This window comes from Legionella shakespearei DSM 23087, assembly GCF_000373765.1.
In the GTDB taxonomy this organism is placed as follows: domain Bacteria; phylum Pseudomonadota; class Gammaproteobacteria; order Legionellales; family Legionellaceae; genus Legionella; species Legionella shakespearei.
Window position 1 is genome coordinate 178,528 of record NZ_KB892382.1, and the last position, 25,028, is coordinate 203,555.

Below are 25,028 nucleotides of genomic sequence, written 5' to 3' on the forward strand. Positions count from 1 at the left end.
ACAGCTTTTCTTTAAAAAAGCGGCTGCTGGTGTTGGCTTAATAGAGGAACAACAACCTTATCAGTACCAGGAATTAAGGTGATGATGTAGTTGACGCGTTTAGATCTGCAGTACCAGGAAGTTAGCAGGTCAATTCACGAAATAAATCAAATAAACCCAGTCATTTGAACCTAAAACGAAAAGTCAATAGAACCTGGCAACAAGGACTTTCTTCATTATGATGATTATAGCGATTGTCTTGACAGTAAATAGACAAAATAATACTCTAGCAAAGGTGAGGGAAATACCTTCGCCATTTTTTGAGTAATCATTAATTAATCAATTAGTTAAGGACAAGGATATGGGACATTTAAAAAGGACGTTATTGGTTTTCTTTTCAATAGGAAGCAGTTCTTTATTTGCTGGCACTATGGGGCCAGTGTGTACACCAGGCAACGTTACCGTACCTTGCGAACAAACTGCCTGGGATGTAGGAATTACAGCGCTTTATCTAAAACCCGTATTAGGCCCCGGTTTTTCTTATTATGGTGCAAATCAAGTTGATTCATATAGTCATTATGTAGATTATGATCCAGATTGGGATTGGGGTTTTAAACTGGAAGCGTCTTATCATTTTAATACCGGTAATGATTTAAACGTTAACTGGTATCATTTAGATTCTGACACTCAGTTCACTCCTGGATTAACTTATGGTGTTGGTAATTTATTGCACATGGATCAAAAATGGAATGCTGTTAATGCTGAATTGGGACAGTATACTGATTTCAGCGCCAACAAAAAAATACGTTTTCATGGCGGCGTACAATATGCGCAAATAAAAACCCACCTTGATGCATATACAGATAATGTCTTTTCGAGTAATGCTAATGCTAAATTTGATGGCTTTGGACCAAGGACTGGCCTTGATCTAATGTATGTTTTTGGAAACGGGTTCGGAGTTTATGCCAAAGGAGCTACTGCCATTTTGATTGGTAAAGGTGATTTCTTTTGTGGTGTTTGTAACTCTGGTGGTTCCAAAAATCAAATTGTTCCTGAGGTCGAAGCCAAATTAGGTATTAACTATGATTATTTAGCGTCTCAAGGAAAGTTCACACTAGATGCAGGTTATATGTGGTTTAATTATTTTCATGCACAACATAATTTTGGAGCAACATTCTTGGGCACTGAGACTGATTTTTCTGCTTCAGGTCCTTATGTAGGGCTAAAATACGTAGGTTCAATATAAAGTTAATCCAGATTCAGAGAGGGATTAATTTTTACTACTTCTCATGAAGCGTTCTTAGAAAGGCATCACTCTTTTATTCGAGAGTGATGCTTTATGCTGTATTACATCGACTCGCAATGGCACTTCCTCAATAGAGCAAAAATAATCCCTTCGAATAAGGTTGTTAATGTCATTTCTGTAACCGGTAAAGGCGTTCAGATATTTTTTGAAAGCCCTCTTTTATGAACCAGTCGTTTTATTCGGTGGTTAGAGTTGTAATCTATAGAGAGTCTTGTAGCCCGGTCTGCTTGCAGCCGGGAACTGTACATATCATCCCGGCTGCAAGCAGACCGGGCTACAATCCCGGATAGATAAATCTTGTAAAAATCGTTACAGTAATGATTAACAGTGCAATTAGGGACTAAGGATAAGGGTATGAAAAATGACAAGGCTGTCTTGCAGGGTTTAAATGGAGTACGATGGCTGATCATTCTGATTTATCTGGCCATTACTCTGCTGTGCGCCGTCTGGAAAACACCTTTTGCCAATCAGGTTGCTCCTGTGATTACGGTTGTCGCTATTTTCAGTGCCGTCTGGCTGCATGGAACTGCGCGTTATGGCACCAGAAACATTCTGATATTTTTTCTGATTACCTGGCTGGTCAGTAATTTCTTCGAAGCACTCAGTATCCGTACCGGTTTTCCCTTTGGCCATTATTATTACGATAAACTGATAGGCCCGCGTTTGTTCGATGTTCCTTTAATTATTATGTTTGCCTATTTTGGCACTGGCTATGTGTCCTGGATTTTGGCTCATGTCCTGTCAGGGCAATACAGCAAGCCTTTATCAGGCCGAAACCTGTTTTTTGTTCCTTTCATTGCAGCTTTTATTATGGTCATGTGGGATTTATGCATTGACCCTCTGTGTTCTACTCTCGGTGCTTTATGGGTCTGGCGGGATAAAGGGGAATATTTTGGGGTTCCCTTACAAAATTATTTCGGCTGGTTTTTGGTTGTTTATATTATTTATCAACTGTTTGCCTTGTATTGCTCAAAATTCGATGTCATTAGTGAGGGTAAAAGGAAGCTTTTCTCGACCCGATTATTCTGGCTGGAAGCGGTGGCTGTTTATGGCATTCAGGGGCTTACCCAAATTGTACAATTTGCAGGGGCTAAAGAACATCTGGACGTCTACGGCTCCATGGCTCTGGTCGCTGTATTCACCATGCTGTTTGTGACTTTAATTTCATTCCTGAGAATTCAGGATGATGACAGGCTGGTGTAGCCGGCTGCTTGCAACGAATGGCACTTACTTAAGCTGTTTTTGTAGCCCGGTCTGCTTGCAGCCGGGAACTGGGCCACTTCGATCCCGGCTGCAAGCAGACCGGGCTACGCACTAAATCATGCTCTGTGCTGCAACAAAAATTCCGCTTTCTCACGGTCGCGGCTCGGTTTTCGTGCGTTCGTATTGACTTCATCGTGCACCGGAAACCGAGCCGCGACCGTGAGGAAGCGGAACAGTGTCCTGAGCGCGTCTTTTTGCGCGAAGGACGACGTGGATTGGGGAGAAGGAAAGGCGATTCCGCACAGTTCAGAGTGTTAAGCCATCAATCTGGGAAATCTGTCTGTACCTATGGGGCTCAGGTTAAGATCTTCCATATTTTGCTCTTTGTTTTGGCTGTTGAAAATACTTAAATCACTTTTTCCTGTCCATTTGTCTTGTTGATTTAAAATTGAACCAATTGTAATACAGAAAACCTTTTGATGATATATTTATTCTCAATAAATCAAAATTATGAGCACAAAGCGGAATTGTAATCTATATTTACTAAAACAAGAATACTAATAATTCGAAAAATAAAATCAAGGAATGACCATGATAAACATTCTGCTATTGCTATTAGCAGTATCTTCATCTGATTTTTCTTTACCTCCAATGACTGTGCTCAAAGAAGAAATGGTTGGTAATCACCAATTCAGTTTTGTGCCTCCTGTGAACACTCAACTGGAGCAGATACAGAGCATGTTGCAAAAAGAAGCGAATACCTTGAGCCCTGCTGTCGTGAACAAAGTGATTACTGCTTTAAAGTGCGCTACAGAACATAATGTTGATCGCAATAATATTCTGACTGTTATTGATTATTCTCTTCCATCGAACCAAAAGCGTTTGTGGGTATTTGATTTGCAGGATAAAAGACTGTTATTTCATACTTATGTATCACATGGTATCCGCTCCGGAACTTTATTCACGGAATATTTTTCGAATAAAAATGACAGTAAAGCCAGTAGTATAGGCGTTTATAAAACCGATAAATCCTATTATGGCCGCGAGGGCTTGTCTTTAAAACTGACAGGTCTGGATAAAAGTTTTAATGACAATGCAGCTAACCGTTACATAGTCATGCATGGCGGTTGGTATATGGATGAGAATTTTATCAAGCGCTACGGCAGGGCAGGGCGTAGCTGGGGATGTCCTGCGGTTCCATTGACTATGTATCAACCCATTATCAATACGATAAAAGATAATTCTTTACTGGTGGTCTATTACCCCAGTGATGAATGGTTTGTTAAATCAAAATTTTTAACCTGCGACAAAATGGATGCAGCAGTGAACACAGCTCAGTCTGCTACGGTAGTGCAACAACCTCCGCGGGATGTTGATTTGCGCGAAGATATTTTGTTTGTGGATGTCAATCAGAACAATCAGCGAGAGGAAAATGACCCTATTGTAGTCATGTCAGCAGACAGTTACGAAAGGGTGTTCCATGCTCAGGCACCCTTGGGGCGTATGCTGCGGCGGCAAATTAATAATGCGGAATACATCGCATTAAGCAAGGCAGAGTTTAACCGCCTGGTCATGCAAAATAACAAAGAAGGTTTGGATGCCATCAATTTCGTAATACCAGTCATTGTAATGTCTCACGGATATTATGAAACTCAGATGAAAATTGTTCCCATGGGAAAAATAAAAGACATCCGTTTAAATCAGGATGCCTCGGCAGCAGGTTCCATGGATAATTACTCGGTAAATTTTGAAGCCAAACCATCCGTACACTTAAAAGCCACCAGCCGTTTTATTCGGTGGCTGGGGTTGTAAATCATATGGGGTTTTGTAGCCTGTATTAGCGAAGCGTAATACAGGATCGACGTGGCAATTTCCCGTATTACGCTCCGCTAATACGGGCTAATCTACATATCTTTGCCATTTCCCGATCTACGTCGTCCTGAGCGCGTCTTTTTGCGCGAAGGATCTCCCGAAAGCGGCATGGTGCCAATATGGGGAGATCCTTCGCGCAAAAAGACGCGCTCAGGACGACGTGTGTAGTGGTTTAATGAGCTGTCTACATTTAAGAATGAGTAACATGCACCGCATAAGGGCCTTTATACTCTTTATAACCGCCTTTGCCAAACAAATTATCCAGGTTAAAGACATTGGACATTGAGTCATGGCCGTGAACATAATTGACGGTGTAGCTTTTGTTTTCCGGATGATAAGCTCGTTTAAGAATGGTGTAATCACGATTCCACAGCACTTGCTTTAAAGGGCTTTGCGTATTGTCCTTTTTATGTTCTCTATTTAAGCGCCAATAATTAAGAGAAAAGGTATTACTCATAATCCATTGCTGGATTTGCTTGTTTATTTCATCCAGACTCAACCTTAATTCATCCAGAGTGTCATCATGAAAGGGCACTTTAAGATCATGAGCTAATGATGCAAGCATTGCTATATCAACAGGGGCGTGGCTGTACAGGGTAATTTCGTTTTTCGCTGGAGTCAGGGTATACCCCGGTAGCACCAGGTGTTTCAGATAATGATTCCGGACAGTGTCCAAAACCTCCTTTTTGTCGACCAGCCCCCGGTCAATAATTTTTCCCAAATGCAACATGGATTGCACCAGCGCTTCATTTTCACCATCACCATAGGGGTTGTAACTAAATGACTGTTCCGGCCTTTCATAGGCTGTCAGGAAGAAATTGCCATGGTTGGAAAGCACCACCTCAAAAGGCACTGCCGCAGTATCCAGCCTTTTATAAATAGCCAAAGTATAATAATCATTCATTCCCCGATCACAGAGGTCATCACCCAGAAAACGTATTTTATGGGCACGATTAATTTGGGCTGTATTAAGAATGATTTGAAAAAGCTCCAGATCCCTGGCTGTAAGTTCATCAGGACTTTTCTTATAAATGGCAACGAATAACTGATATTCTTTTTCCGGTATTTTTATTACATCATTTCTGATAAGAAAATTAAGTAGTTTCAGTGCATTACCATGAAGATCGCCAATAGTTACTTCTACGTCAGGTGCATGAACCACAATTTCTTTAGGGTAATGATATAAATTGACATGACTGACCTGTAATTCATTATACGGCTTATGGGCAAAACTCTTTGCTTGTATTACAAAACAGACGATAAGAAATAGTGTTAATTTGCTAAAGCCATTCATGACGAAATCCATTTACAGGCGCATGGTAAATATGCAGAGGATATTAAGCCTAAAAGCAGACGCAAGCAAGGTTTGCCTTTTGCAAAAACTGACAAAAATACGTAACTCAGTTATGAAATAAACTATTTTATTGCTTGCGTGTGGTTCAACTTGACCATATAATTACATATGGCTCATTGTTACAACATCAGGATGCTTTCATGAGTAATGTGGGTAAAAGAAAAAATCTGCTCGATCTCTTGCAAACCGACAACTCTGAAACAGGTGGGGGTGACCCATCCGTTGATATTATATTGAAAGCCCTTGATAACGATTTTGCTAAATCCCGCGAATCCTGGAATATAAAAAAAATGCTTAATGCTCTAAATGAGGCGCTTTATGTAGCGCTGAAAGCTGAAAAGAATGATCAGGTAACCATTGTATGTGATCAAACAATAAAACTATTAAACACTGAACCAGAGCGTTTTATTGAGGCCTTAGGCAAACCCATTGAAGCAGGTGCTTTTCGAGGTGAAAACAGTGTCTATTTCTGGATGGATCAGCTGTATTCTGCAGTGCTCGTTGCGCAGGAGGAAGCACCTATTGTGAATATCCTTGTTGTATTACGCAACATTTTTAAAAAAGCCCCGGAAGAATTTTGCCGTTTCCTGATGAGCCCTGTAAGTGAAAATAATGCTGAAGTGAGCAATGGCTTGCTTTTGTTTACCAGAATCCTGGCTCATATTTCCCAGTTAGCTTATAAATACCCATCCCGATTTTTAATTGCTGATTTTTTTAATGAATGCGTTATGAGTTCTCCGCATGTTATAGGTCTTGGACTTTTTGGTGAAATGGCTGGGGGTTCGTTTAAGGGAAAAAGTCCTCTTTACATGGTAGTGGATGCTTTAAAAAAAGCAGCAGTTGATGATCCTTTTTTGGTCAATTTAATTTGTGACATCATTATCGATCTCAAGCAAAAGCATCACGAACCCTTACTCAAGACTTTAGGGAAGATCAGTGAATCAGGACCTTATGAGGGCAAGTGCTCTCTGCATACTATCCTGACTACCTTAATTTCTTCTGCATATATAAAAAATAAGCCTGAAATTGCGGATAAGCTCATTAATATGCTTCAAGTTTTATGGGAAAGAAATACGGAAAGGATGGGTGCTTTATTAACCAAACCAATAGAAACTGGTGAGGCTGTTGGCCAAAACGGTGTGCTGATGCTGGTTCGAGCATTGACTGCCATGCTGGATAACCAAATGGATCCTGCATTATTAGTTCCCTTCTTAGACCATCTTTTTAGTGTTCATCCTGATGGCCTGGCACAGGCGTTAATCCAGAAAGCTCCAGATACGCGCAGAGCCTATAATAATGTATCAGCCTTACAGCAATTGCTGTATTTTATGCCTCATCAGACGTGGGTTCGAGCGCTTGTTGAAAACCTCGCGTCATCCTCGGCAGCATCGCAATTAATAGGTTCTTTATCTGAACCACAACGCACTTTGTTCCTTGAGGTATTTTCGGCAAAGCATAATTTGTCACAAAAGGAGATGGCTCTGTTACTAAAGCTGCTTCCTGATGAACCAGTAACTGGCGCTGCGGGTGAACATGACCTGAATGTTGGAGACTTAATCAGCCGTATTAGAGCAGGAGCTTATCCCAACTCTTTTTTTTCTGCAGCGGTGCCGGATGAACCACCCATAGAAAAACAGCATGTAACTCATCTCACCAATAAGTAATTCTCCGAGGGCATCAGGGCAGAAACCTTGTCCCTGCCAGTATCACTGTTCCGCTTCCTCACGGTCGCGGCTCGGTTTTCGTGCGTTCGTATAAACTTCATCGTGCACCGGAAACCGAGCCGCGACCGTAAGAGAATGATGTAAAAATCATTGTGAGCCTTAACTATCTATTTATGTTGTTTCGTTTCTATTATTAAAATTTATTTTAGCGGTCCATTGTGTACAAGCAATTGACNAATAAAATAACTTAATGGTTGAATAAAATCTGGAGCCAGCTAATGGATAACATCGAGCGATAGCTCGGCTGATGTTATAAGCCATAATATGTAGAGCAAACTCAATTTTAACACCGAGAAGCCCTTTTCGTCTAAATCGATTCAAGTTTTGTCTGATACGCAGATGACTAAATACGGGTTCAACCATTGCTTTTCGTTGTCTCAAGCGTTTTTGAGCTTGAGTCTGACTCATCACGTGATGCAGCGCTTCTTTTAACTCATCTCCATCGTACCGCTTTAATTGACGGCAGCCTGTTTTACTTGAGGTGCACTGTTCTTTTAAAGGACAGTGATGACACGCCTTGGTCGAGTAGGTTTGGTAGGCCGGGGCTGTCGTAGTCGCTTTTCCTTTTCTTAACGGGGTGAGGCTATGCCCCTGTGGGCAAAGATAACTATCTGAAGCCTCATCGTATCTGAACTCGCTTTTTTTGAGCTTGGCATGGCCTAGCTTTTCTTTTGTTTTTTTTTACCTGGAGCACATAATAAGCTGATGTCGCGTTCCAAGGTCTCTTGGATGACTTCATGAGATTCATAACCGCCATCCAGAAGTAATTCTTTGACCTCTCCTTCCGAGACTTTATCCGTCATGTCTAACAGAGTATAAAGGGATTCAATTTCATTAGAGGGATGCACGTCTATAGCCACAACAACTCGCGCATCATTCGCCAGTACCGATGGTTTATAGGCTGGAACAGACGCTTTTCCTTTTTTGCCGGGTTGAACGACCGCATCAGGTTCTATTGGGCTAATCGTCACCGTGTCCGTTGGCTTATGTTGCTCGTTACGCTTAGTGATTCGGGTGTGTAATTCAGCAGAAACACGTTCCAGTTTCTCTAACTCTAATTTCAATCCTTCATCCGCAGGATGGGCCTCGGACTTCAGCCGTGCTTTTTGCGTCTTTTCCTCAAGGGCTTCCTGTTTCATTAATCTATAGCGTGACCCCGCCGCCTCGATAATCGTTCCATCTCCTGCTACTGAACGCATCCGCGAACGGGTTATTTTTAGAATACTTTGGGTCAGATGAATAAAAAACTCTTCCGTCAGTACCTCTTGATACCGATTGATAAACCGACCAATACTCGAACTATCCGGAAACGCTCCTTCTGTTAAATAAATACACCCCAAATCAACGCGCGCCATTCGTGATAAATCCCGCAACGACGTGATACCCTGCATTAAGCCATAGAGAATAATACCGACCATCACCTCAGCACTATAGGGCGGACGTTTCCTGACCTTGTCCGGAGAAACAAAAAGAGACCAATCCTCTTGCGATAATATCTCTTTTATATAAAAGGGCGGACGTATATCCGCTGCAAGCAAATAATGTTCTATCGTTTGATGGCCTATATGAAGACTCTCTTCCCCTTCATTAATCTTTAGTTTCAATACGGGGCGTTCCACTAACATCTTCTCAAATCCATTTTAAAAATAAACTATCTTAGTCAACACAAGGCTCATAGGCAAACTATATCTGGTCTCTATGGGCTGATTTTTACATCATTCTCGTAAGGAAGCGGAAAATTTGTTGCGGCACAGAGCCTGATTTAGTGCGTAGCCCGGGCTACAAATCCCACCGAATATAAGTAAAGAGGTGTAGAAGAGCCAGGTGCATACAGCCGGGCTATCTCTCTGAGTTAAAGATAAAAAAACCACATAATGTTGAAAAAAAGATCTTATGGTCTATATTTAAATAAAAATAGTCACTATTTATCTTTATATCCTATGAGAGGATGAGCGCTATGCCAAATCCATTTTTTATTTTCCTTACAAAAGATCATGAGGTCAAAAAGCTCACATCATATACCAATACGGAGCATGCCAGAGAACTGCAAGTGCTTGTAAAGGCTGAAAATAATGCCGAATATAGAAAAAAAGAAGCAGAATATAGAGAACTTGGAGAGAAGTTTCGTTTAACCAAGGGTACCGTCTATCAAATGAAAGATGAAGGTGAAACTCTCAAAGTCAATATTGCTTTACAAGTTAAAGGCGGTAGTCTGACCTGGTATTTCTGGGCACCCGGAGCTATGGATCAATATCCTCAGGAGTTTCGTGATCAACTTTATAATGCTGCAGCCCTGGCTCATAAAGAGGTTAAGAATGGATGCGACTACTATTACCGTGGTAGCAATGCAGTACATATTAAATTAATGCATCATCTGGAAAGCGAATCGGATCATAATCACAATCATTATCGCTTGATGACTGGCATGCACTACACTCCAGACGATTTCAGAGAACATTTGGAAGCATTAGGCAGAAGTGAAGTAGCTGATACATTTTTTGTAAAAGGCGAAATTGAAAAGCTGTGTACCCAATTCAAGGCATTTTACATGGACTGGACTGCTAAAGTAGGTGATCAACCGTCAAAAGAAGATGAATATTTTAGCAGTCCTTCGCAAAAACTCATTCCGGCCGATCTTATTGAACTGGATCTCTTCGGAGGAATGCAAGAACCGTGCAGAATTGATGCTGCTGAATTGAAAGCTGATTTTGAAAGTGCACGAACGGTAATTGAATTATCACTTCAGTCAGATGAGGATTCAGAACAACTTACAAGTTCAATAAACAAGCTTAAAAAGGAATATGAAGAATTATTAGCTTATCGTAAGATTGGAGGGAGCAGGGGGCTTCACTCAAAAATTGCTTCCACTCGCCAGGTTGAAGGTTCTAAAAATCCAGTGGTTCCACAAGTGATGAGTATGGATGACTCTTTGGGAAAAGAAGTTCCTGATGTTCCGGTCTGGGCTACCAGCGTGGTGAAATCGGTTGAGCTGGCTAAAAAATCAATGATGAGTCATGCTAAGGCAAGAGTAATTCCCGAGAGGGAAGAAACTCTTGAAACTGACGTACAAGAAGAGAGTTTGGCTGCAAGTACGCAGCCAGATGATAGAACTGAGACAAAATCAACACAAAGTGGATTTGTTAAAGCTGCTGTACAAGAGATAGAAGGACGTGCTAAAGCGAACGTAGAAGGCGTCACTCTGTTTTCAAAAAAGAAAAAGAGTACAACTGAAAAACCAGAGCCTGGTAAAACCAATCAGGAAGGCACCAGTCTCAATAAGAGTCAGTAATATAACAGTTTAAAAATTTATCGATTGTGGTAAAAAGTTTAAAATGAGGAACATGAAGATGGCAATTTCAATTGACAAGCTTGCTCAAGACAAAGAATTACAAGCTCAAGGCATCATTAACAAACTGGATCAGATAGATGCTGAGGCGAATAAGTATGCCAAAGAATTGGGTGTGCTTGAAGCAGAGATTGATTCAGCTAAATCAAAGGAAGAATTATTTCAAGCCGTAAAACAGATCATTCATGTGGACCGTGCCGTAGGCGGACTCCTGTCACGTGATGAAGATGTGATAAAGATTATCAGACAGCGCATTCAAAATGCCCCTCACGCAGAGAGCATTATCACTTTATTGAACTTTTTATCAGATGATTCAAATATATTAGATAAAGTGATGCACGCAAAAGAAAGGATTCTGGAGAAACAACTTTATGAAAAGCTTTCTGAGGGCGAGAAACGTGTGGCTATGAACTACATTCAAGATGTAAAGGCTTTAAAATCAGACAGTGAATATTTGGATCTCCAAAAAAATGATTTTAGAACACGTCTGGAAGAAGCTGCTACCTTAGATGAAGTGAGTGCAATTGAGTCGGAAATCAATAAGAAGCATCATGAATGCATACTAATGGTGCGCGCTAATGTGCGTTATCCTGAAAATAATGATACAGCAGGCCTGCTCATCGAGTTTATGGATTCCAATCCTCATTTACTGTCTATTTTACAGTCCTTTGATTTTGATGAGAGTTTAAGTGATAACGTTCTGCACGCCAGAGGGCGTCTGAGCCTTCCAAGCCCTTAAAAAGCCACGTGATAATAAGATAAAACTCATCAAGGCAACACAGCTGACCCACAATGGTGCCAGCCAAACCATTTGATGCAGGTTAGCCTGTTCGGCCAGCGGTAAACTCACCGCCCCAATACTGGCTGAAAGCGCCCATACAGTGGAGACGCCACGGCAACGGTATTTGGCGGGGAGTTGTAAATAGAGAAAATAATACAGGGCAGAACAGAGTAAGGCATTACTCAGGATGTAAAGGGCAAGCCCTAACAATACACCAGGTATGACCGCATATGCAGTGAACAGAAAGAGTAACGGGGCCCCAAAAAACGCGGCCATCATACTGCCATGTAATAAAAAGGTGGCTTTGGCTGCCGATACTTTACGTGCAATGGGCAGGGCTAATAAAGCCGAAAGCAATTGTGCAATAGATCCGGCCCAGGCGCAGTGTGCTGGCGACCAAAATTTAAGGTCAATGGTATAGGACACCCAAAACGCATTGCAGATGTATACCGTTACACTGACAAAAGTACCCACCAGAGCAATATTGATAATGCCAGGCCATTCTTCACGGAGTATGTCCCTGACAGGGGTTCGGTTCGCCGTAAATTCAGGCGACTCCTGTAGTTTTTTGCGTAAACTGCACACCCGGAGCGACAACAGGCCTACTGCAACGAAAACAACTCGCCATAACCAATCACTGTGCATGCTTTGCAGAATTGCGGCAGTGGCACCACCAACAAACATTCCGGCAGCGCCGCTGGCTGCAACATAGCTTCCGGCAATTAAAGGTTTATTGGCGTGATGCTCGACCAGAAACATGGCTGAGTTATTCATTTCGCCACCTAAGGCCAAACCTTGAGCTATGCGCAACAGGAGTAATCCCCACGTGGCAGCCAGGCCTATAGTGCTATATCCCGGCAGCAGTGCTATGCCAATGGTTGCTGTTCCCATGGTCGCTGCGGAAAAGATGAGCGGTGCTCTCCTGCCATAGCTGTCTGCGGAACGGCCAAAGAACCAGCCACCTAAAGGGCGTGCCAGAAATGCCGCAGCAAATAGTGCGAAAGACAAAAGCAAACTGTAGTGTGAAGGTGGAAAAAACTCATGGGAAAAAACCGACTTGGCCAGATACAAATACAAGCTGAAATCCAGCCACTCGAGGAAAACCAATGCAACCACAACCAGTAAAGCTTTTCGATTCATTTTTTTGAAAACAGTTTTAGAGTCAGGGGATATTGTATATGATGCGAGAGAATAATTCTTCAGGATGACGAAAATTGTAGCCCGGTTGCAAGCAACTGTCTCTTCTGCCATTCTCCAATCCACGTCGTCCTGAGCGCGTCTTTTTGCGCGAAGGATCTCCTGAAATCGGCATGGTGCCAATACCGGGAGATCCTTCGCGCAAAAAAACGCGCTCAGGACGACGTGATTCTTGGTAGGGTGAGTGTTTGGCAGACGGAGATTTTCGTTAGACCTGAACTTAATATTAAGGATAATATGATGAAAAAATCAATCGCATTGGTAGTCGTTCTGGGATGCTCTATGTCAGTTTTTGCCAAGCCATCCTTTATTCCTGATTATAATACGGTAAAAAAGAATCAGCTGTTAAATAAATCTGTAATTGAAGTGGATTTTTCCGGCAAATGGATAGGGCGATGTGATGGGGATGCCAACAGTAACAGTTTCACCATTCAACAAACAGCCGACAGCTTAAGCCTGATTTTTGATAATGAGAAACTGAAATTTATGTTTAATGGGGTATCAAGCAATGATCGCTTGAACCTGGATATGGTTTATCAGGAAAAATACATCGCTGACTGGGATGGTCAAAGCCAAAGCCTTAAATTAAAAATGATGCATTGGGGGCATAGCTATAACAGCTTTGAATTGGCCCTTAGCCAATTAACGCTGAACCTGAATAACAATCGTTTATTCATCCAAAACACCCACCACGCACTTTTTTCAGGCTTTGAAGACTTTCAGTCGGGTAAATTGAATTGCGTGTATGAGCGTATGGGTTAGTACAGGACGTGTAGCCCGGTCTGCTTGCAGCCGGGAAGACGCAGGCACTGTATTACATGCTACAAATCCAAATGCCGCTAACTTTAACGTCAGTTTCGGATAAGAAGCTTGTTTTATCCAGTCGTTACTTCGATGCCGTTCGGGCTGAGGAGAGGCGTAGCCTCGTCTCGAAGCCTTAGCACCATGCCAAGGCTTCGAGACAGCGCTATCGCGCTTCCTCAGCCCGAACGGCATCGAAGTAACGACTGGATAAAACAAGCTTCTTATCCGAAACTCACGTTAACTTTGAGGTGGTAATCCTTTGACGCTTTCAGATGAGTGCTCTTCAGTTCCCTTGCTCTTCGCCTCTGCTTTAAAAAAAAGATCATGGGATTTTTTATAAAACTCGCTGGTATCATTACTGCGCGCAAATAAATTTAAAAAATCGAGTTTATCCAATACACGCTTCCACCAGGGCTCTTTCTGGGTTTCTGCCAAGATTTGGCTTACTTTCATGAACAAACCTTGAATTTCTGATAACTTATGGCTGTCTGCCTTAGAACTCAAGTCATAAATACGTGCTGCATTATGAGGCATGAGTTTTGTCTGGTTATCAACACGAACTTCCATTCCGCCCAGTTTTCCCAGTTGCCAGTTTTTGTGTTTAATTTCGTGATGAATATTCTGCAGAAACTCTAATTGTTTTAAGGTTAAATCATCTGGCTTGGAAAGTTCAGGAGTATGGCCATGGCGCGTAGGTAATCTTCTTCCTTTAGGTCCTAATGGACGATCTTTTAATTGCTTGTACCGTTCCCTTTCCTTTTTCTGCTCTTCCTCAGAAAGAGGAACATCCTTTTCATCACCTTTGGCCATGATTATCATTCCGCGCGTAATTGTATACTAATTATATTTAATGTTTATAATATTATCAAATTTATGCGCATTAAAACTGGATTGAGAATACAGGAATGATAAATGATGTAAGGGTTGAAGCGTGGCCTCAACCCATTATTACTTATGCGAAATGGTAATTGATACCCAGACGAACAGCATTGCCCGTATATTTAGCCTGAGATTCTACAACAGCACCGGCGTAGAGTGTGGTAGGAGTTGCAGCAAGGCTTTGGCCAAGATTCAAATAAGTATGCATGCTTCCCAAATCATAATAGAGGTATTCCAGTTTCATGCTCCAGCAAGGGGTGAACATCCACTCCGCACCAGCACCTGCTGACCATCCACCTAATATCCGGTTCTTATTCGTTTCTGCATAGATGGGTAACAGATTAGGTTGGCTATTGGTAACAGAATAGGTTGTTGCCAGCGATGCTCCGCCATATGCGAAGGCTCCAGAACCATAAATCAGGAATGACTGAGTGACAAGATAACCCAAACGTCCTTTTAAAAGGCCGAGGTAATTGAGCTTCTTGGTCATTGTGGCGTTTGAAGTATAAGTGCCAATACTGGAAACCGTATCAGTGCGTGCCGTGCTGCTGTCAAAACGAAGGGCATCCAGGTCAGTTTCAATCCCTATCACCAGATGATCAGAAAATTGAGAATTGTAACCAATTTGTGCACCACCCATGAAACTGTTGTCTGAAGTAAACATACGATTAGTAGTGACAAGAGCAATTGCTGTAGCTCTTATCTGGGAGAGAGGAAGAAAAGAGGGATCTGCGTAAGAAGCGCGGCTGATATTATGTAAGCTATTATTTGCCGACCAGGTATATCCTGCATTGGCACCGACATAAAAACCAGTCCAGTCAGCTGGTTGTACATAACCCATGTCGCCAGCAAATGCATGTGTTCCGCATAGAGCCAGGGCCAGAGAAAGGCGTGTCCATTTTTTATTCATTAATATTCTTCCAATTGATTCTGTAACTAAATTGAGTAGCCAGGATCCTAAAATATCTTATAAAATAATTTAGATCAATCACTCACTTACTTTTCCCAGGATTAGGTTAATAGTCTACAATTATACAAAACTCCCATAAATCAGAGAACTTATGAAGACCATAAAAAAAGCTTATGGCACTCTGTTTTTTGCAGTGTTATTTTTGTATGGCACAAGCTTATTTGCTGCCTGTCCCTGTTTCAATGCGGTTTTTCTGCAAACAATTTTTAAGAGCAATGAGACTGCTTCCTGTGACATATACAAAAAGGGAAGTAACATTTATAAAATAAAAATCTACGATGCAAAATACATTGCCGCAACTACTTCCACTAACTGCATGCTTAATTCAGAGCATCATGATGTCTTTGTGGATTTTTATTCAGATTATCATGGGGATCATCATGCGTGCATCAGAGTGATCCTGGATACTTGTAAGCTGTTAAAGGAACATGTGATCATCAGGGATTTTTAGAGGTCGTAGAGGTCGTAGCCCGTATTAGCGAAGCGTAATACGGGAGCGCAGTGGCTATATTCCCGTATTACGCTTCGCTAATACGGGCTACATTCTCAAGCAAGTTCATTACGCAACCCGTTGCTTCATTTGCTCATAAACATAAGCCGGGTAAAAGAAATAAAAAGGCAAGACTTTAACCAGCATATAACCAAAAGAAGGGATAGCCAGAAGCAGGGTAATCACTTTTAAGACCGGGTGTCCGCCAGTGCAGGCGACCAAAACCCAGGGAACAATCAATGACAGCAGAATAAGCAGGCGTAACCCCCACACTTTAGCAACTGTTTTTTTGTTATTAAATACAAACTGCATGGATTCCAGGCTCTTCTTCCAGGCAGATTGCTGATCATTAACCAGCAGAACCGGAGTAAAAATAGTCAAGGTATAAGCCAGCAGGGCAAGCATTTTAAACGGCATGAAAAATGAACCCATTAATTCCAGAATGATCAGCATCACCAGAACAGGCCCCATTGCTTTACCCATGGACTGTGAATTCAAAAGATTGAGAAAACCGGTATTTTCATCTATTGGTTTGCCTTCCAAATGAGCTTTAATCAACTGATACAGACCGTCAAGGAAGGGGAATAAAGCAAAAAAGATCAACGCAGCGACTATCAATAGATAAGGATAATTCAGCAAGGCATGATTAAAGGTTATCCAGCCCCAATGATTTAAACCAAAAGGAATGATGACACCAAAAACAATTAAAACAGCCAGCGGCGTTAAAAAAAGAAAACTTAAAGGCCACCAAAGCATTGTTTGGCATTGGGTATAGGATTTCCAGGCTTCGTTAAACCAGGGAAACGATTCTTTTAGACGGGTAAGGCGCATGATCATAATGTGGGTCATATTTTAGTTTGAATGTATTATATTAACACGAAAGCTTCTCGGTGAGAAGAAATCGATTATAGCCTGTATTAAAGCTTCGAAATATGGAGTCGGTAAGCACTTTTGACTTCTTGCCTGAATCTACGGAGTCCTCGCTCCGTCCCTGATCCCATTTGTCCCCGATCCCCGTCATCCCCGATCTACGTCGTCCTGAGCGCGTCTTTTTGCGCGAAGGATCTCCAAATATTGGCACTATGCTGATTTCAGGAGATCCTTCGCGCAAAAAGACGCGCTCAGGACGACGTAGATCGGATCGGGGACGAATGGGATCGGGAACGACGTAGATCAAGGACGATGTGGATCGAGGGTGGCGTTATTCCAGGGGAACGCGGCTCTGGGGGAAACGCCTATGCACTGACACGGCTCCCAGAGGATGAAACTCACTGCTTCATAAAATGATCATAAACAGCCTTGCTGGCCAAGGCTATAGAATGGCTTCTTGGATAATCACTGGCAGATTGTGATTTTACATAGATAGCCAGTGCGATATGCCCTTTGTTGTGTGGCAAAGTGATGATGCCCACATCGCTGGCAAATCGATACAGTTTTTTAGAGCCTGGATATCTTAGATAATCCATTTCGTCTATCGCCCAAGTGCCTGTTTTATGTGCTACTTTTACATTGGGAGGCAGTAAACCTTTGATTCTGCTGCGACCTGTTCTGCATTTTTCCATGGTTTTAATCAGCAAATCAGTGCTGGATTCAGACAGGGCTTCCCCGTTGTAGAGTTTTACCAGCAAGTTAGCCATGTCATCTGGGGTGGTTGAATCACGTGCATCTTTTTCAAAACGCTTCCAGGCCAGGACTTTCTTACTTAAAGGGGTGCTGTTAAGGATTTTTTTCCAGGAATAAACCGGTCGCCTTTTTTCCAGATAGGAGTGATCCACGTCATTAGTATCCATAAACATTTCAAGTATGGAGCGGTTGACTGATATATTTTTAAATCCCAGGGCAGACATACGCTTATTGACATACTGCGGCCCATTTACCGCATCGAGTAGGGTATCACTGGCACTGTTGTCACTGTTAATCAACATATGATTCATTATTTGCTGTGACGACATATTCAGCTTTTTCTTTTCGAATATATGGTATAAAGAGCCAGAACCAGGGACTGAGTTGTTATAATCCAGTTTAATGATTCGTTTTAAGGAATCCTTTTTTTCATCAACGCGGTGTAAAAAAGCTATGGCTATGGGTAGTTTAATCGTGCTGGCCATGAAAAAGCGTTTATTACCGTTATGACTCATTACCTTGTTCTTTTCTATCAAAACAGCGGTAATACCAATGATCACATTGGCTTTTTTTTCAATGGCACTTATTTTTTTAGCAAGATCGGCCTCGCCGCGGCCTGCAAGGCATTGGTTGGAAAGAAGAAAACAGAACAGTGCCCAAAAGAAGCAATTCTTTATCCCTGACATCCTGATGTTGCGCAAGAATAAGGTTCTTGTCATCATGTAATTCAATCCGTACTAGTTATTGGATGATCACAGTAATTGAACTGGATCCGATGCATCGGGTTTATCACTACTTTGAATCTATTATTTATTGATTTCAAAAAATTTTATAGATATTTTGAGAATATATTTTTTCCGTACCATTGTCCTCGGGTAATCCAGGTGGGTGGGTTTCGATTCGGAGAGGGAAGTAAATCATGCTCTGTGCCGCAACAAATTTTCCGCTTCCTGACGGTCGCGGCTCGGTTTCCGGTGCACGATGATGTTAATACGAACGCACGAAAACCGAGCCGCGACCGTCAGGAAGCGGAACAGTTATACTGGCAGGGACAGTTTTTCTGCTCCGAACCCATGGAGCCCTCGGACAAGCCGAGGAAGGCTGGAGTCAATACCAGATTGTGTTCTCAGAGATGTGTAGAAGAGTCAGCTGCTTGCAGCCAGGATCGTGCCAGTATAATCCCGGCTGCAAGCAGACCGGGCTACAACCCCTCGTGCCCTGATTTAAGCGATTTCAGCAATATTTGCCAGATGAGCGTTAACGATTTTAGTAAAACGATCCAAGGTCTCCTTGCGTGCCTCTTTGTTATCAGGCCATTGCTTATGGATAACATTGCTCAAAAACGCTGCCAGACCTTGTAATACCATTTCATTATTGCGTAAAGGCGCAGGCAATTCCTGAATGCTTTTTATTAATGTAGACAAGAGATTCTGGCCAATAAAGTTCATGGCTTTGGAGAACTCTTCAGGTGTCGGTGCTTGTTGTACGTTTGAAGTCATTTGCATTCCATTTATATAGAGAAAAGAGGTCGATAATATATCATGGCATCAAATGAATTCAAACTTTGCCGTGGTTGATAATCTTCGGCATAATTAAAGATGTTGATGCTGCGAGGCCGTGATTCTCTTCATCAGAATGTTCTCAGATCCGGTAATTTAACGTTCTAAAAGGATTTTGTAATGAAACTATCAGGGATGATTTTCTTTTCATTGATGCTATTTATGTCACAGGGTATTGCCGCTGTGGCGTCTGATCATGCTGTTTTTTCTTTTGATCAGGAAAAAGAGTCTAAAAATCTGGTATACCTGGCTTTTCAGCAATTGTATCAAGTGAATCACAGGATTTTAAAATTGCGCGAACTGGCAATACAGGCAGCGGATGCATCGTTGCCAGACAATCAACGTTATGAATTGGATAAGCTTTTTCAAAAGCAATTAGTGCTTTTGCGTAAGGAAATCAACCAAAGTGAATCTGCATTGGATATTGTACCGGAAAATCCCATTCATATTTTTATGCCTTATCAAGGACAAACCTATCAATTTCAATTGGATTTGTCCGGTTTTTCTGAACTGACTCCAAACGTTGATTTACGTTCAGCACCTGAGGTCTTGCAGGCATTCAAAACGTTAATTTCAAGCCTTGAGAAAGGATTGCCTGATTCTGCCAATCCTGGGGATTGGTCTGGATTTATTGTAGAAAATACAGATTCAGCCTCTTTTAATAAAAAAAATCAGCTCATGATCAGTAACGATGCGGATAAGCTTGCAATAATGACTCAGTTTATTGCCATACGCACTGAGTTGGTATCAAAACTGAATGTACTGTCTCTGCTGTTGGAACAATATATTGAACGTCAGGGAGACGAGGATTTATTGTATGTAATCTGGGAAAGCTTTTTTGATTTGAAAATAAAAGTGAACAGTGGAGAGATGAAGATCCGTTTCAATTTATTTACAGACAACAAATTAAAATTTCCATATCAACATCGAATTCGCAATTATGATTTTCCCAGGTTGAATCTGGAGAAGTATCAAGTGAGGGATTTAAATATTCTCAAGCTTCAGGATGCCTTGGCAGTAGGTGATATGACTTATAAAATGAAGTTATTTATCCGTGACTGGTCGGTTATGTAGCCCGGTCTGCTTGCAGCCGGGGTTGTATACTATGAAGCTTGTATACGGGGATTAGCTTGTTGCCACTTCGATCCCGGCTGCGAGCAGGCCGGGCTACGCACTGTGCTATTTCGGAGCAACTTCACCCCAATCCACGTCGTCCTGAGCGCGTTTTTTGCGCGAAGTTGATCTCCAAATATTGGCACCATGCCACTTTCAGGAGATCCTTCGCGCAAAAAGACGCGCTCAGGACGACGTGCCACTTCGATCCCGGCTGCGAGCAGGCCGGGCTACGCACTGTGCTATTCCGGGGCAACTTCCCTCCGAATTCACGTCGTCCTGAGCGCGTTTTTTTGCGCGAAGGATCTCCTGAATGTGGCATGGCACCAGTTTGTAGCCCGTATTAGGCGTCAGCCGTAATACGGGATCGAAGTGTCAATCAACTCATTCCCGTATTACGGCTACGCCTAATACGGGCTACAAAGCGGTGCTATTCCCAGATCTACGTCGTCCTGAGCACGTCTTTGGGTGCGAAGGATCTCCTTGATTTGGTGTGGTGTCTGTTCAGGATGGCGTTACCGTATCTAGTGCACTGACAATCTTTTTAAACACCTCATCTGCATTCCCCGTGCCGCTGATTGTATGCAGTTGGGGTGCTGATCCAGGATTCCTTGCTGATTCATTTTTGTAATAACTGATCAAAGGCTCGGTTTGCTGATGGTAAATCGCCAGTCGTTTTTTCACGGTTTGTTCTTCATCGTCTTTACGCTGTACCAAGGGTTGTCCTGTCAGGTCATCCTTTCCTGCTACTTTGGGTGGGTTGTAAACGATATGATATACTCGTCCGGAAGCGGGGTGAATGCGTCTGCCGCTCATGCGTTTAATGATTTCCTGATCATCGATGTTAAGGTCTATGATGTGATCAATAGCAATGTGTGCCTCTTGCAGCATTTTGGCCTGAGCTAGAGTGCGGGGGAAACCATCGAGGATAAATCCGTGGGCGCAATCAGGCTGGTTCAGGCGTTCACGGACCAAGGCGAAAATAAGGTCATCAGATAACAAACCACCCGCTTCCATTGTTTTTTTTGCACTTAAGCCTAAGGGCGAGCCTTTTGCGAGTTCCGCACGTAATAAATCCCCAGTCGAGATTTGGGGAATATGGTACTTTTGGGTTAAACGCTCGGCTTGAGTTCCTTTTCCTGCTCCGGGAGCGCCAATCAGCATGATGTGTATCGCAGATTTTGATGTATCGCCCACTGTGGCCGAACACGGCATTGTAAATCCCCAAATGGAAAATAAAAGGCAGATCGCTTTAAATTTCATAATTAAATTCCTCGTCCATGAATCCGATTTTATTCCTTTATAAGCTAATGTGATGTCTCACACAAGAGGCAAATTGATTCACATTTAAATGAATAGTTAATCTTGTTTTCAAAAATGTAAAGACGGGTAAATATGTATATCTTGTTTTGAAAGAGCATGATATAGGTTGATTAATGACCAGAATCACAGCGAGGTGTTTTACTAATAAAGAATTAATCAATAAATACAGGTTCTACAGGATTTAGAACTGTAAATGACTCAATAATATAAGGATATATTATGTCTGGTATTTCGAACGAAAAACCTGAATTCGGCAGAATTCGGGGAGCAATCTGGCCTATTCATTCCTATGAGCTGAAAAAATTCCTGCCCATGGGGCTGATGATGTTCTTCATCCTTTTCAATTACACTATTCTACGTGACACGAAAGATTCTTTAGTGATTACCGCATCCATCAATGGATCTGCAGTGATACCCTTTCTGAAAATTGGATTCGTGTTGCCCGCATCCATATTGTTTGTGCTTTTGTATGCCAAACTGTCAAATATCATGAGCAGGGAAAAGCTTTTTTATACCCTTGTCAGTTCGTTTATTATCTATTTCGGTGTGTTTGCCTTTATTTTGTACCCCAACCGGGAATTGATTCATCCGTCGCCGGAAACAGTAAGTTCATTACAGGAAGCTTATCCTCATTTTCAGCACATTTTTCCGTTGTGGGGAACCTGGATGTACTCCATCTTTTATGTGATGTCGGAATTGTGGGGCAGTGTGATGATTTCCCTGTTGTTTTGGCAATTTGCGAATGAAATTACCCGTACCAATGAAGCAAAACGCTTTTACGGATTGTTTGGTTTGCTCGCTAACGTTTCTCTGGTGTGTTCCGGTTTTACTGTCCAGTATTTATCGGACATACGCGAATCCTTGCCGCCTGAGGTGGACGCATGGGGTATTTCATTAAATTATATGATGAGCGCTGTGATTGCATCTGGCGTGTTCATTATGATGACGTACCGCTGGATGAACCTGAAGGTGTTAACTGATCCTCAGTATTATGATAAAGCGGCGAGTCTGGTCAATACAAAATCAAGCAGGCCCAAGCTGTCTTTGGTGGACAGTTTCCGCTATATCTTTTCTTCAAAATATTTAGGTTTAATTGCCGTTTTGATAGTGGGCTATGGCATTTCAATCAATCTCATCGAAGTCATTTGGAAAGGCATGTTAAAAGAGCAATACCCTAATCCTAATGATTATAATGCCTTTATGGGCGCATTTTCTGTAACCACGGGAATTGTCACCATGACCCTCATCATGATGTTTAAAGGGATAGTACGTAAATTTGGCTGGTTCACTGGTGCCATAATGACACCGGCTGTATTGCTGATTACCGGTGGATTTTTCTATGCCTTTGTATTGTTCGAGGGGCACATGCAACCTGTTGCTGCCTTTTTTGGTACTACTACTTTATTTATGGCGGTTATCCTGGGCGCGATACAGAATGTTGCCAGTAAAGCAACCAAATATTCACTGTTTGATCCTACAAAAGAGATGTCTTACATCCCGCTGGATCAGGAACTTAAGGTGAAGGGTAAGGCGGCTGTCGATGTGATTGGCAATAGTTTTGGTAAAGCGGGTGGTGGGATGATTTCAGGATTTATTTTGGTCATTACTGCCGCGAGCAGTGTGGTCATGATCGCCCACTTCCTGGTGTTTATTGTTATTGCGACCACGTTAAGCTGGATGTATGCTGTGAAAAATCTGAGCGTTCTTTATAATAAAGCCCTGCAATCCAAAGCACCTGCCGAGGTTTCTCTGGTTCGGGAAGAAAGCAATGCTAAAGAGGATGCATTGATGAATAACGCGGTTGTTTAAAATAGTAAAAAAATCCGGGTCGCGGCCGTGAGGAAGCGGAACCTTTGGGTATGCTCAGGAGCAAATACATTGTACCTGTCCTAATGGTTCCGCTTCCTCACGGTCGCGGCTCGGTTTTACAACACTTATTATTAACTCAGCTATAATGTTCATAGAGCTGCAAGATATATATTAAGGATATAAGTCATGAAAGCATCTGTCGCCATTATAGCCCTAACTTTTTCTTTGAGTGCTGGTTTGTCTCATGCAACCGCTTATATGTTAAAAAATGAGCCGGGTTTATGCAGTGATATAGCTGTCTGCAAAAGCCAATATTCTGGACATTTATGTGCTGAAGAAAATTTACCCAGAGGCACTGTTGCGGCAACCTGGAAGCAAGGGGTGAGGATGGTTTGCTATCGTGTGTATATAGAGGGAACTTGCCGTGTTTTATATGGAGTAACCTGCGAGAATTGAGAAAGAGTCGTGTAGCCCGGTCTGCTTGCAGCCGGGAATTGTGCCACTTCGATCCCGGCTGCAAGCAGACCGGGCTACGCACTGAATCAGGTTTTGTGCTGCAACAAAAATTCCGCTTCCTGACGGTCGCGGCTCGGTTTCCGGTGCACGATGAAGTAGATACGAACGCACGAAAACCGAGCCGCGACCGTGAGGAAGCGGAACAGTGATACTGGCAGGGGCAGTGTTTCTGCTCTGAACCTATGGATCCCTCGGACAAGCCGAGAGATGTCGGAGTTAATGTCTGATTGTGTTGCCACTTCTGATCCCGGCTGCAAGCAGACCAGGCTACGGATCGTGCCAGGATTCGGGGCTGTTTGTAATTAAATAATAAAATATTTGCTTTATTTTTCTAATTTTGTGGTAAAATACAGCGCATAATGTGATTTTGTTGAGTTTAAATGCCTAAGTTTAGTACATTTGAAGAGCGCATGAAGCATCCGCAAGGAAAACTTATTCCTTCGTCCATTTGGAATGATAATGAACTTTTTGGTGAAAACCTGGATGATACGGTTCTTTCTCTGATGAAGGTGTCTGATGAAAAGCTACTTTCTCTGCTGGAACGATCAACGACTAAATTAAACGATCCCTGGCTAAAAAAGCAAGCTTGGCTGGCCATAGCCTTAAGTCATCCTGATACAGACCTGACTACTCTTCAGCACATTGCCCAAATGCTTGAAATGGATGATTATGGCTTATTCTCTTTGGTTATTATTCTGGGAAATACCAGTCATTTTGATGAATTGGCAAAGCAATATCCGGCTTCTGTCATTGCAGCACACATTGTACAAAATGTATTTTATGTTTACATTAAAGCTGCAGAAAATGGCCATCTGGAGCTATTAAAAAAAATGGAAACAAAGATTCCCGAGCAGATCACGGAAATGGTCAGGGTGGCTAATTTTGCCCCGTATGCACGAGCTGCTAAAAATGGCCATATCGCTGTATTAAATCATTTGGAACAAACAAGACCGGATTTGGTTCCTGCAATGGTTAAGGCTTCTTTTAAAAATGCGGCGTTACACCACCCGGTTGTGTTGGAGCATATGAAAGAACTGGCAGCGCCTCTTCAGACTCCAAATCATTTCTTCCCCAGAGAAGTTGAGAAACCCGATGAAGAAGTTTATCTGGCTCCTCAGTTAACTGTTAACAATGCATCATAAACTCAGGTTTCGTCATTTCCTCTGAAATGGCGGGTAAA

21 protein-coding genes and 1 pseudogene are annotated in these 25,028 nt (G+C 42.3%); 12 read left to right on the top strand and 10 right to left on the bottom strand.

Annotated elements, in window-relative coordinates:
* Nucleotides 1-340 precede the first annotated feature (340 nt).
* The 3 genes from B094_RS0101935 to B094_RS0101945 all read left to right on the top strand — a co-directional run bounded on the left by B094_RS0101935 (nucleotide 341) and on the right by B094_RS0101945 (nucleotide 4,300).
* Entirely contained in the window at nucleotides 341-1,225 is an 885-nt protein-coding gene (locus B094_RS0101935) for an Lpg1974 family pore-forming outer membrane protein (protein ID WP_018576104.1), read from the top strand.
* A 414-nt stretch (nucleotides 1,226-1,639) separates the two neighbouring features.
* Nucleotides 1,640-2,488, top strand: coding sequence for a carotenoid biosynthesis protein (locus B094_RS0101940; RefSeq protein ID WP_018576105.1), 849 nt, complete (start codon nucleotides 1,640-1,642; stop codon nucleotides 2,486-2,488).
* A gap of 591 nt (nucleotides 2,489-3,079) precedes the next feature.
* Nucleotides 3,080-4,300 (top strand): murein L,D-transpeptidase catalytic domain family protein, encoded by a 1,221-nt coding sequence (locus B094_RS0101945; RefSeq protein WP_018576106.1) that lies wholly within the window; start codon nucleotides 3,080-3,082, stop codon nucleotides 4,298-4,300.
* Nucleotides 4,301-4,550: 250 nt separating this feature from the next.
* Here the strand turns inward: B094_RS0101945 and wip are convergent, their stop codons facing one another.
* Nucleotides 4,551-5,654, bottom strand: coding sequence for a Dot/Icm T4SS effector Wip (wip, locus tag B094_RS0101950; RefSeq protein ID WP_018576107.1), 1,104 nt, complete (start codon nucleotides 5,652-5,654; stop codon nucleotides 4,551-4,553).
* Between the two features lie 200 nt (nucleotides 5,655-5,854).
* Between wip and B094_RS0101955 the strand changes: the two genes are divergently transcribed.
* Nucleotides 5,855-7,378: a hypothetical protein gene (locus B094_RS0101955; RefSeq protein ID WP_018576108.1), complete on the top strand. Its 1,524-nt coding sequence runs from the start codon at nucleotides 5,855-5,857 to the stop codon at nucleotides 7,376-7,378.
* A 171-nt stretch (nucleotides 7,379-7,549) separates the two neighbouring features.
* Here B094_RS0101955 and B094_RS17690 read toward each other — a convergent pair.
* Together B094_RS17690 and B094_RS0101965 are read right to left on the bottom strand one after the other, a co-directional pair.
* Nucleotides 7,550-8,029 (bottom strand): annotated as a pseudogene (locus tag B094_RS17690) (transposase); the annotation flags it as partial.
* 68 nt (nucleotides 8,030-8,097) lie between these two features.
* The gene (locus tag B094_RS0101965) at nucleotides 8,098-9,063 is read right to left on the bottom strand and encodes a transposase (RefSeq protein WP_018576110.1); all 966 of its coding nucleotides are present in this window, start codon (nucleotides 9,061-9,063) and stop codon (nucleotides 8,098-8,100) included.
* Between the two features lie 332 nt (nucleotides 9,064-9,395).
* On the opposite strand from B094_RS0101965, the gene B094_RS15515 reads away from it, so the two are divergent.
* Complete coding sequence (locus B094_RS15515) at nucleotides 9,396-10,727, top strand: hypothetical protein (RefSeq protein ID WP_018576111.1); 1,332 nt, start codon at nucleotides 9,396-9,398, stop codon at nucleotides 10,725-10,727.
* Nucleotides 10,728-10,785: 58 nt separating this feature from the next.
* The gene (locus B094_RS0101975; protein ID WP_018576112.1) at nucleotides 10,786-11,523 is read left to right on the top strand and encodes a hypothetical protein; all 738 of its coding nucleotides are present in this window, start codon (nucleotides 10,786-10,788) and stop codon (nucleotides 11,521-11,523) included.
* Here B094_RS0101975 and B094_RS16385 read toward each other — a convergent pair.
* Entirely contained in the window at nucleotides 11,470-12,705 is a 1,236-nt protein-coding gene (locus B094_RS16385) for an MFS transporter (protein ID WP_162263948.1), read from the bottom strand. The two genes, B094_RS0101975 and B094_RS16385, sit on opposite strands and share 54 nt — an antisense overlap.
* Before the next feature lie 294 nt (nucleotides 12,706-12,999).
* Here B094_RS16385 and B094_RS0101985 point away from each other — a divergent pair, with 294 nt between their 5' ends.
* Nucleotides 13,000-13,524, top strand: a complete 525-nt coding sequence (locus B094_RS0101985; protein WP_155823487.1) for a hypothetical protein — start codon at nucleotides 13,000-13,002, stop codon at nucleotides 13,522-13,524.
* A 279-nt stretch (nucleotides 13,525-13,803) separates the two neighbouring features.
* On the opposite strand, the gene B094_RS0101990 is transcribed toward B094_RS0101985, so the two are convergent.
* Nucleotides 13,804-14,376 (bottom strand): hypothetical protein, encoded by a 573-nt coding sequence (locus B094_RS0101990; protein ID WP_018576115.1) that lies wholly within the window; start codon nucleotides 14,374-14,376, stop codon nucleotides 13,804-13,806.
* 142 nt (nucleotides 14,377-14,518) lie between these two features.
* Nucleotides 14,519-15,355, bottom strand: coding sequence for an outer membrane protein (locus B094_RS15525; RefSeq protein ID WP_018576116.1), 837 nt, complete (start codon nucleotides 15,353-15,355; stop codon nucleotides 14,519-14,521).
* Nucleotides 15,356-15,506: 151 nt separating this feature from the next.
* Between B094_RS15525 and B094_RS0102000 the strand changes: the two genes are divergently transcribed.
* Nucleotides 15,507-15,866 carry a hypothetical protein gene (locus tag B094_RS0102000; protein WP_018576117.1) on the top strand — a complete coding sequence of 120 codons (360 nt, stop codon included), beginning with the start codon at nucleotides 15,507-15,509 and terminating at the stop codon, nucleotides 15,864-15,866.
* Nucleotides 15,867-15,974: 108 nt separating this feature from the next.
* Here B094_RS0102000 and B094_RS0102005 read toward each other — a convergent pair whose 3' ends face one another.
* The 3 genes from B094_RS0102005 to B094_RS0102015 form a co-directional block, all read right to left on the bottom strand.
* A complete protein-coding gene (locus B094_RS0102005; protein ID WP_237762301.1) occupies nucleotides 15,975-16,754 on the bottom strand; it encodes a hypothetical protein in 780 nt (259 codons plus the stop codon).
* Between the two features lie 419 nt (nucleotides 16,755-17,173).
* Nucleotides 17,174-18,250 carry a serine hydrolase gene (locus B094_RS0102010; RefSeq protein WP_018576119.1) on the bottom strand — a complete coding sequence of 359 codons (1,077 nt, stop codon included), beginning with the start codon at nucleotides 18,248-18,250 and terminating at the stop codon, nucleotides 17,174-17,176.
* 501 nt (nucleotides 18,251-18,751) lie between these two features.
* A complete protein-coding gene (locus tag B094_RS0102015) occupies nucleotides 18,752-19,027 on the bottom strand; it encodes a hypothetical protein (protein ID WP_018576120.1) in 276 nt (91 codons plus the stop codon).
* A gap of 180 nt (nucleotides 19,028-19,207) precedes the next feature.
* Between B094_RS0102015 and B094_RS0102020 the strand changes: the two genes are divergently transcribed.
* Nucleotides 19,208-20,161 (top strand): hypothetical protein, encoded by a 954-nt coding sequence (locus tag B094_RS0102020; protein ID WP_018576121.1) that lies wholly within the window; start codon nucleotides 19,208-19,210, stop codon nucleotides 20,159-20,161.
* Nucleotides 20,162-20,704: 543 nt separating this feature from the next.
* Here the strand turns inward: B094_RS0102020 and adk are convergent.
* Nucleotides 20,705-21,415, bottom strand: a complete 711-nt coding sequence (gene adk, locus B094_RS0102025) for an adenylate kinase (protein WP_248619517.1) — start codon at nucleotides 21,413-21,415, stop codon at nucleotides 20,705-20,707.
* A 327-nt stretch (nucleotides 21,416-21,742) separates the two neighbouring features.
* On the opposite strand from adk, the gene B094_RS0102030 reads away from it, so the two are divergent.
* From B094_RS0102030 to B094_RS0102040, 3 genes are all read left to right on the top strand, one after another.
* Nucleotides 21,743-23,332: an Npt1/Npt2 family nucleotide transporter gene (locus tag B094_RS0102030; RefSeq protein ID WP_018576123.1), complete on the top strand. Its 1,590-nt coding sequence runs from the start codon at nucleotides 21,743-21,745 to the stop codon at nucleotides 23,330-23,332.
* 186 nt (nucleotides 23,333-23,518) lie between these two features.
* Complete coding sequence (locus B094_RS0102035; protein WP_018576124.1) at nucleotides 23,519-23,788, top strand: hypothetical protein; 270 nt, start codon at nucleotides 23,519-23,521, stop codon at nucleotides 23,786-23,788.
* A 440-nt stretch (nucleotides 23,789-24,228) separates the two neighbouring features.
* A complete protein-coding gene (locus tag B094_RS0102040) occupies nucleotides 24,229-24,990 on the top strand; it encodes a hypothetical protein (RefSeq protein ID WP_018576125.1) in 762 nt (253 codons plus the stop codon).
* Nucleotides 24,991-25,028 lie beyond the last annotated feature (38 nt).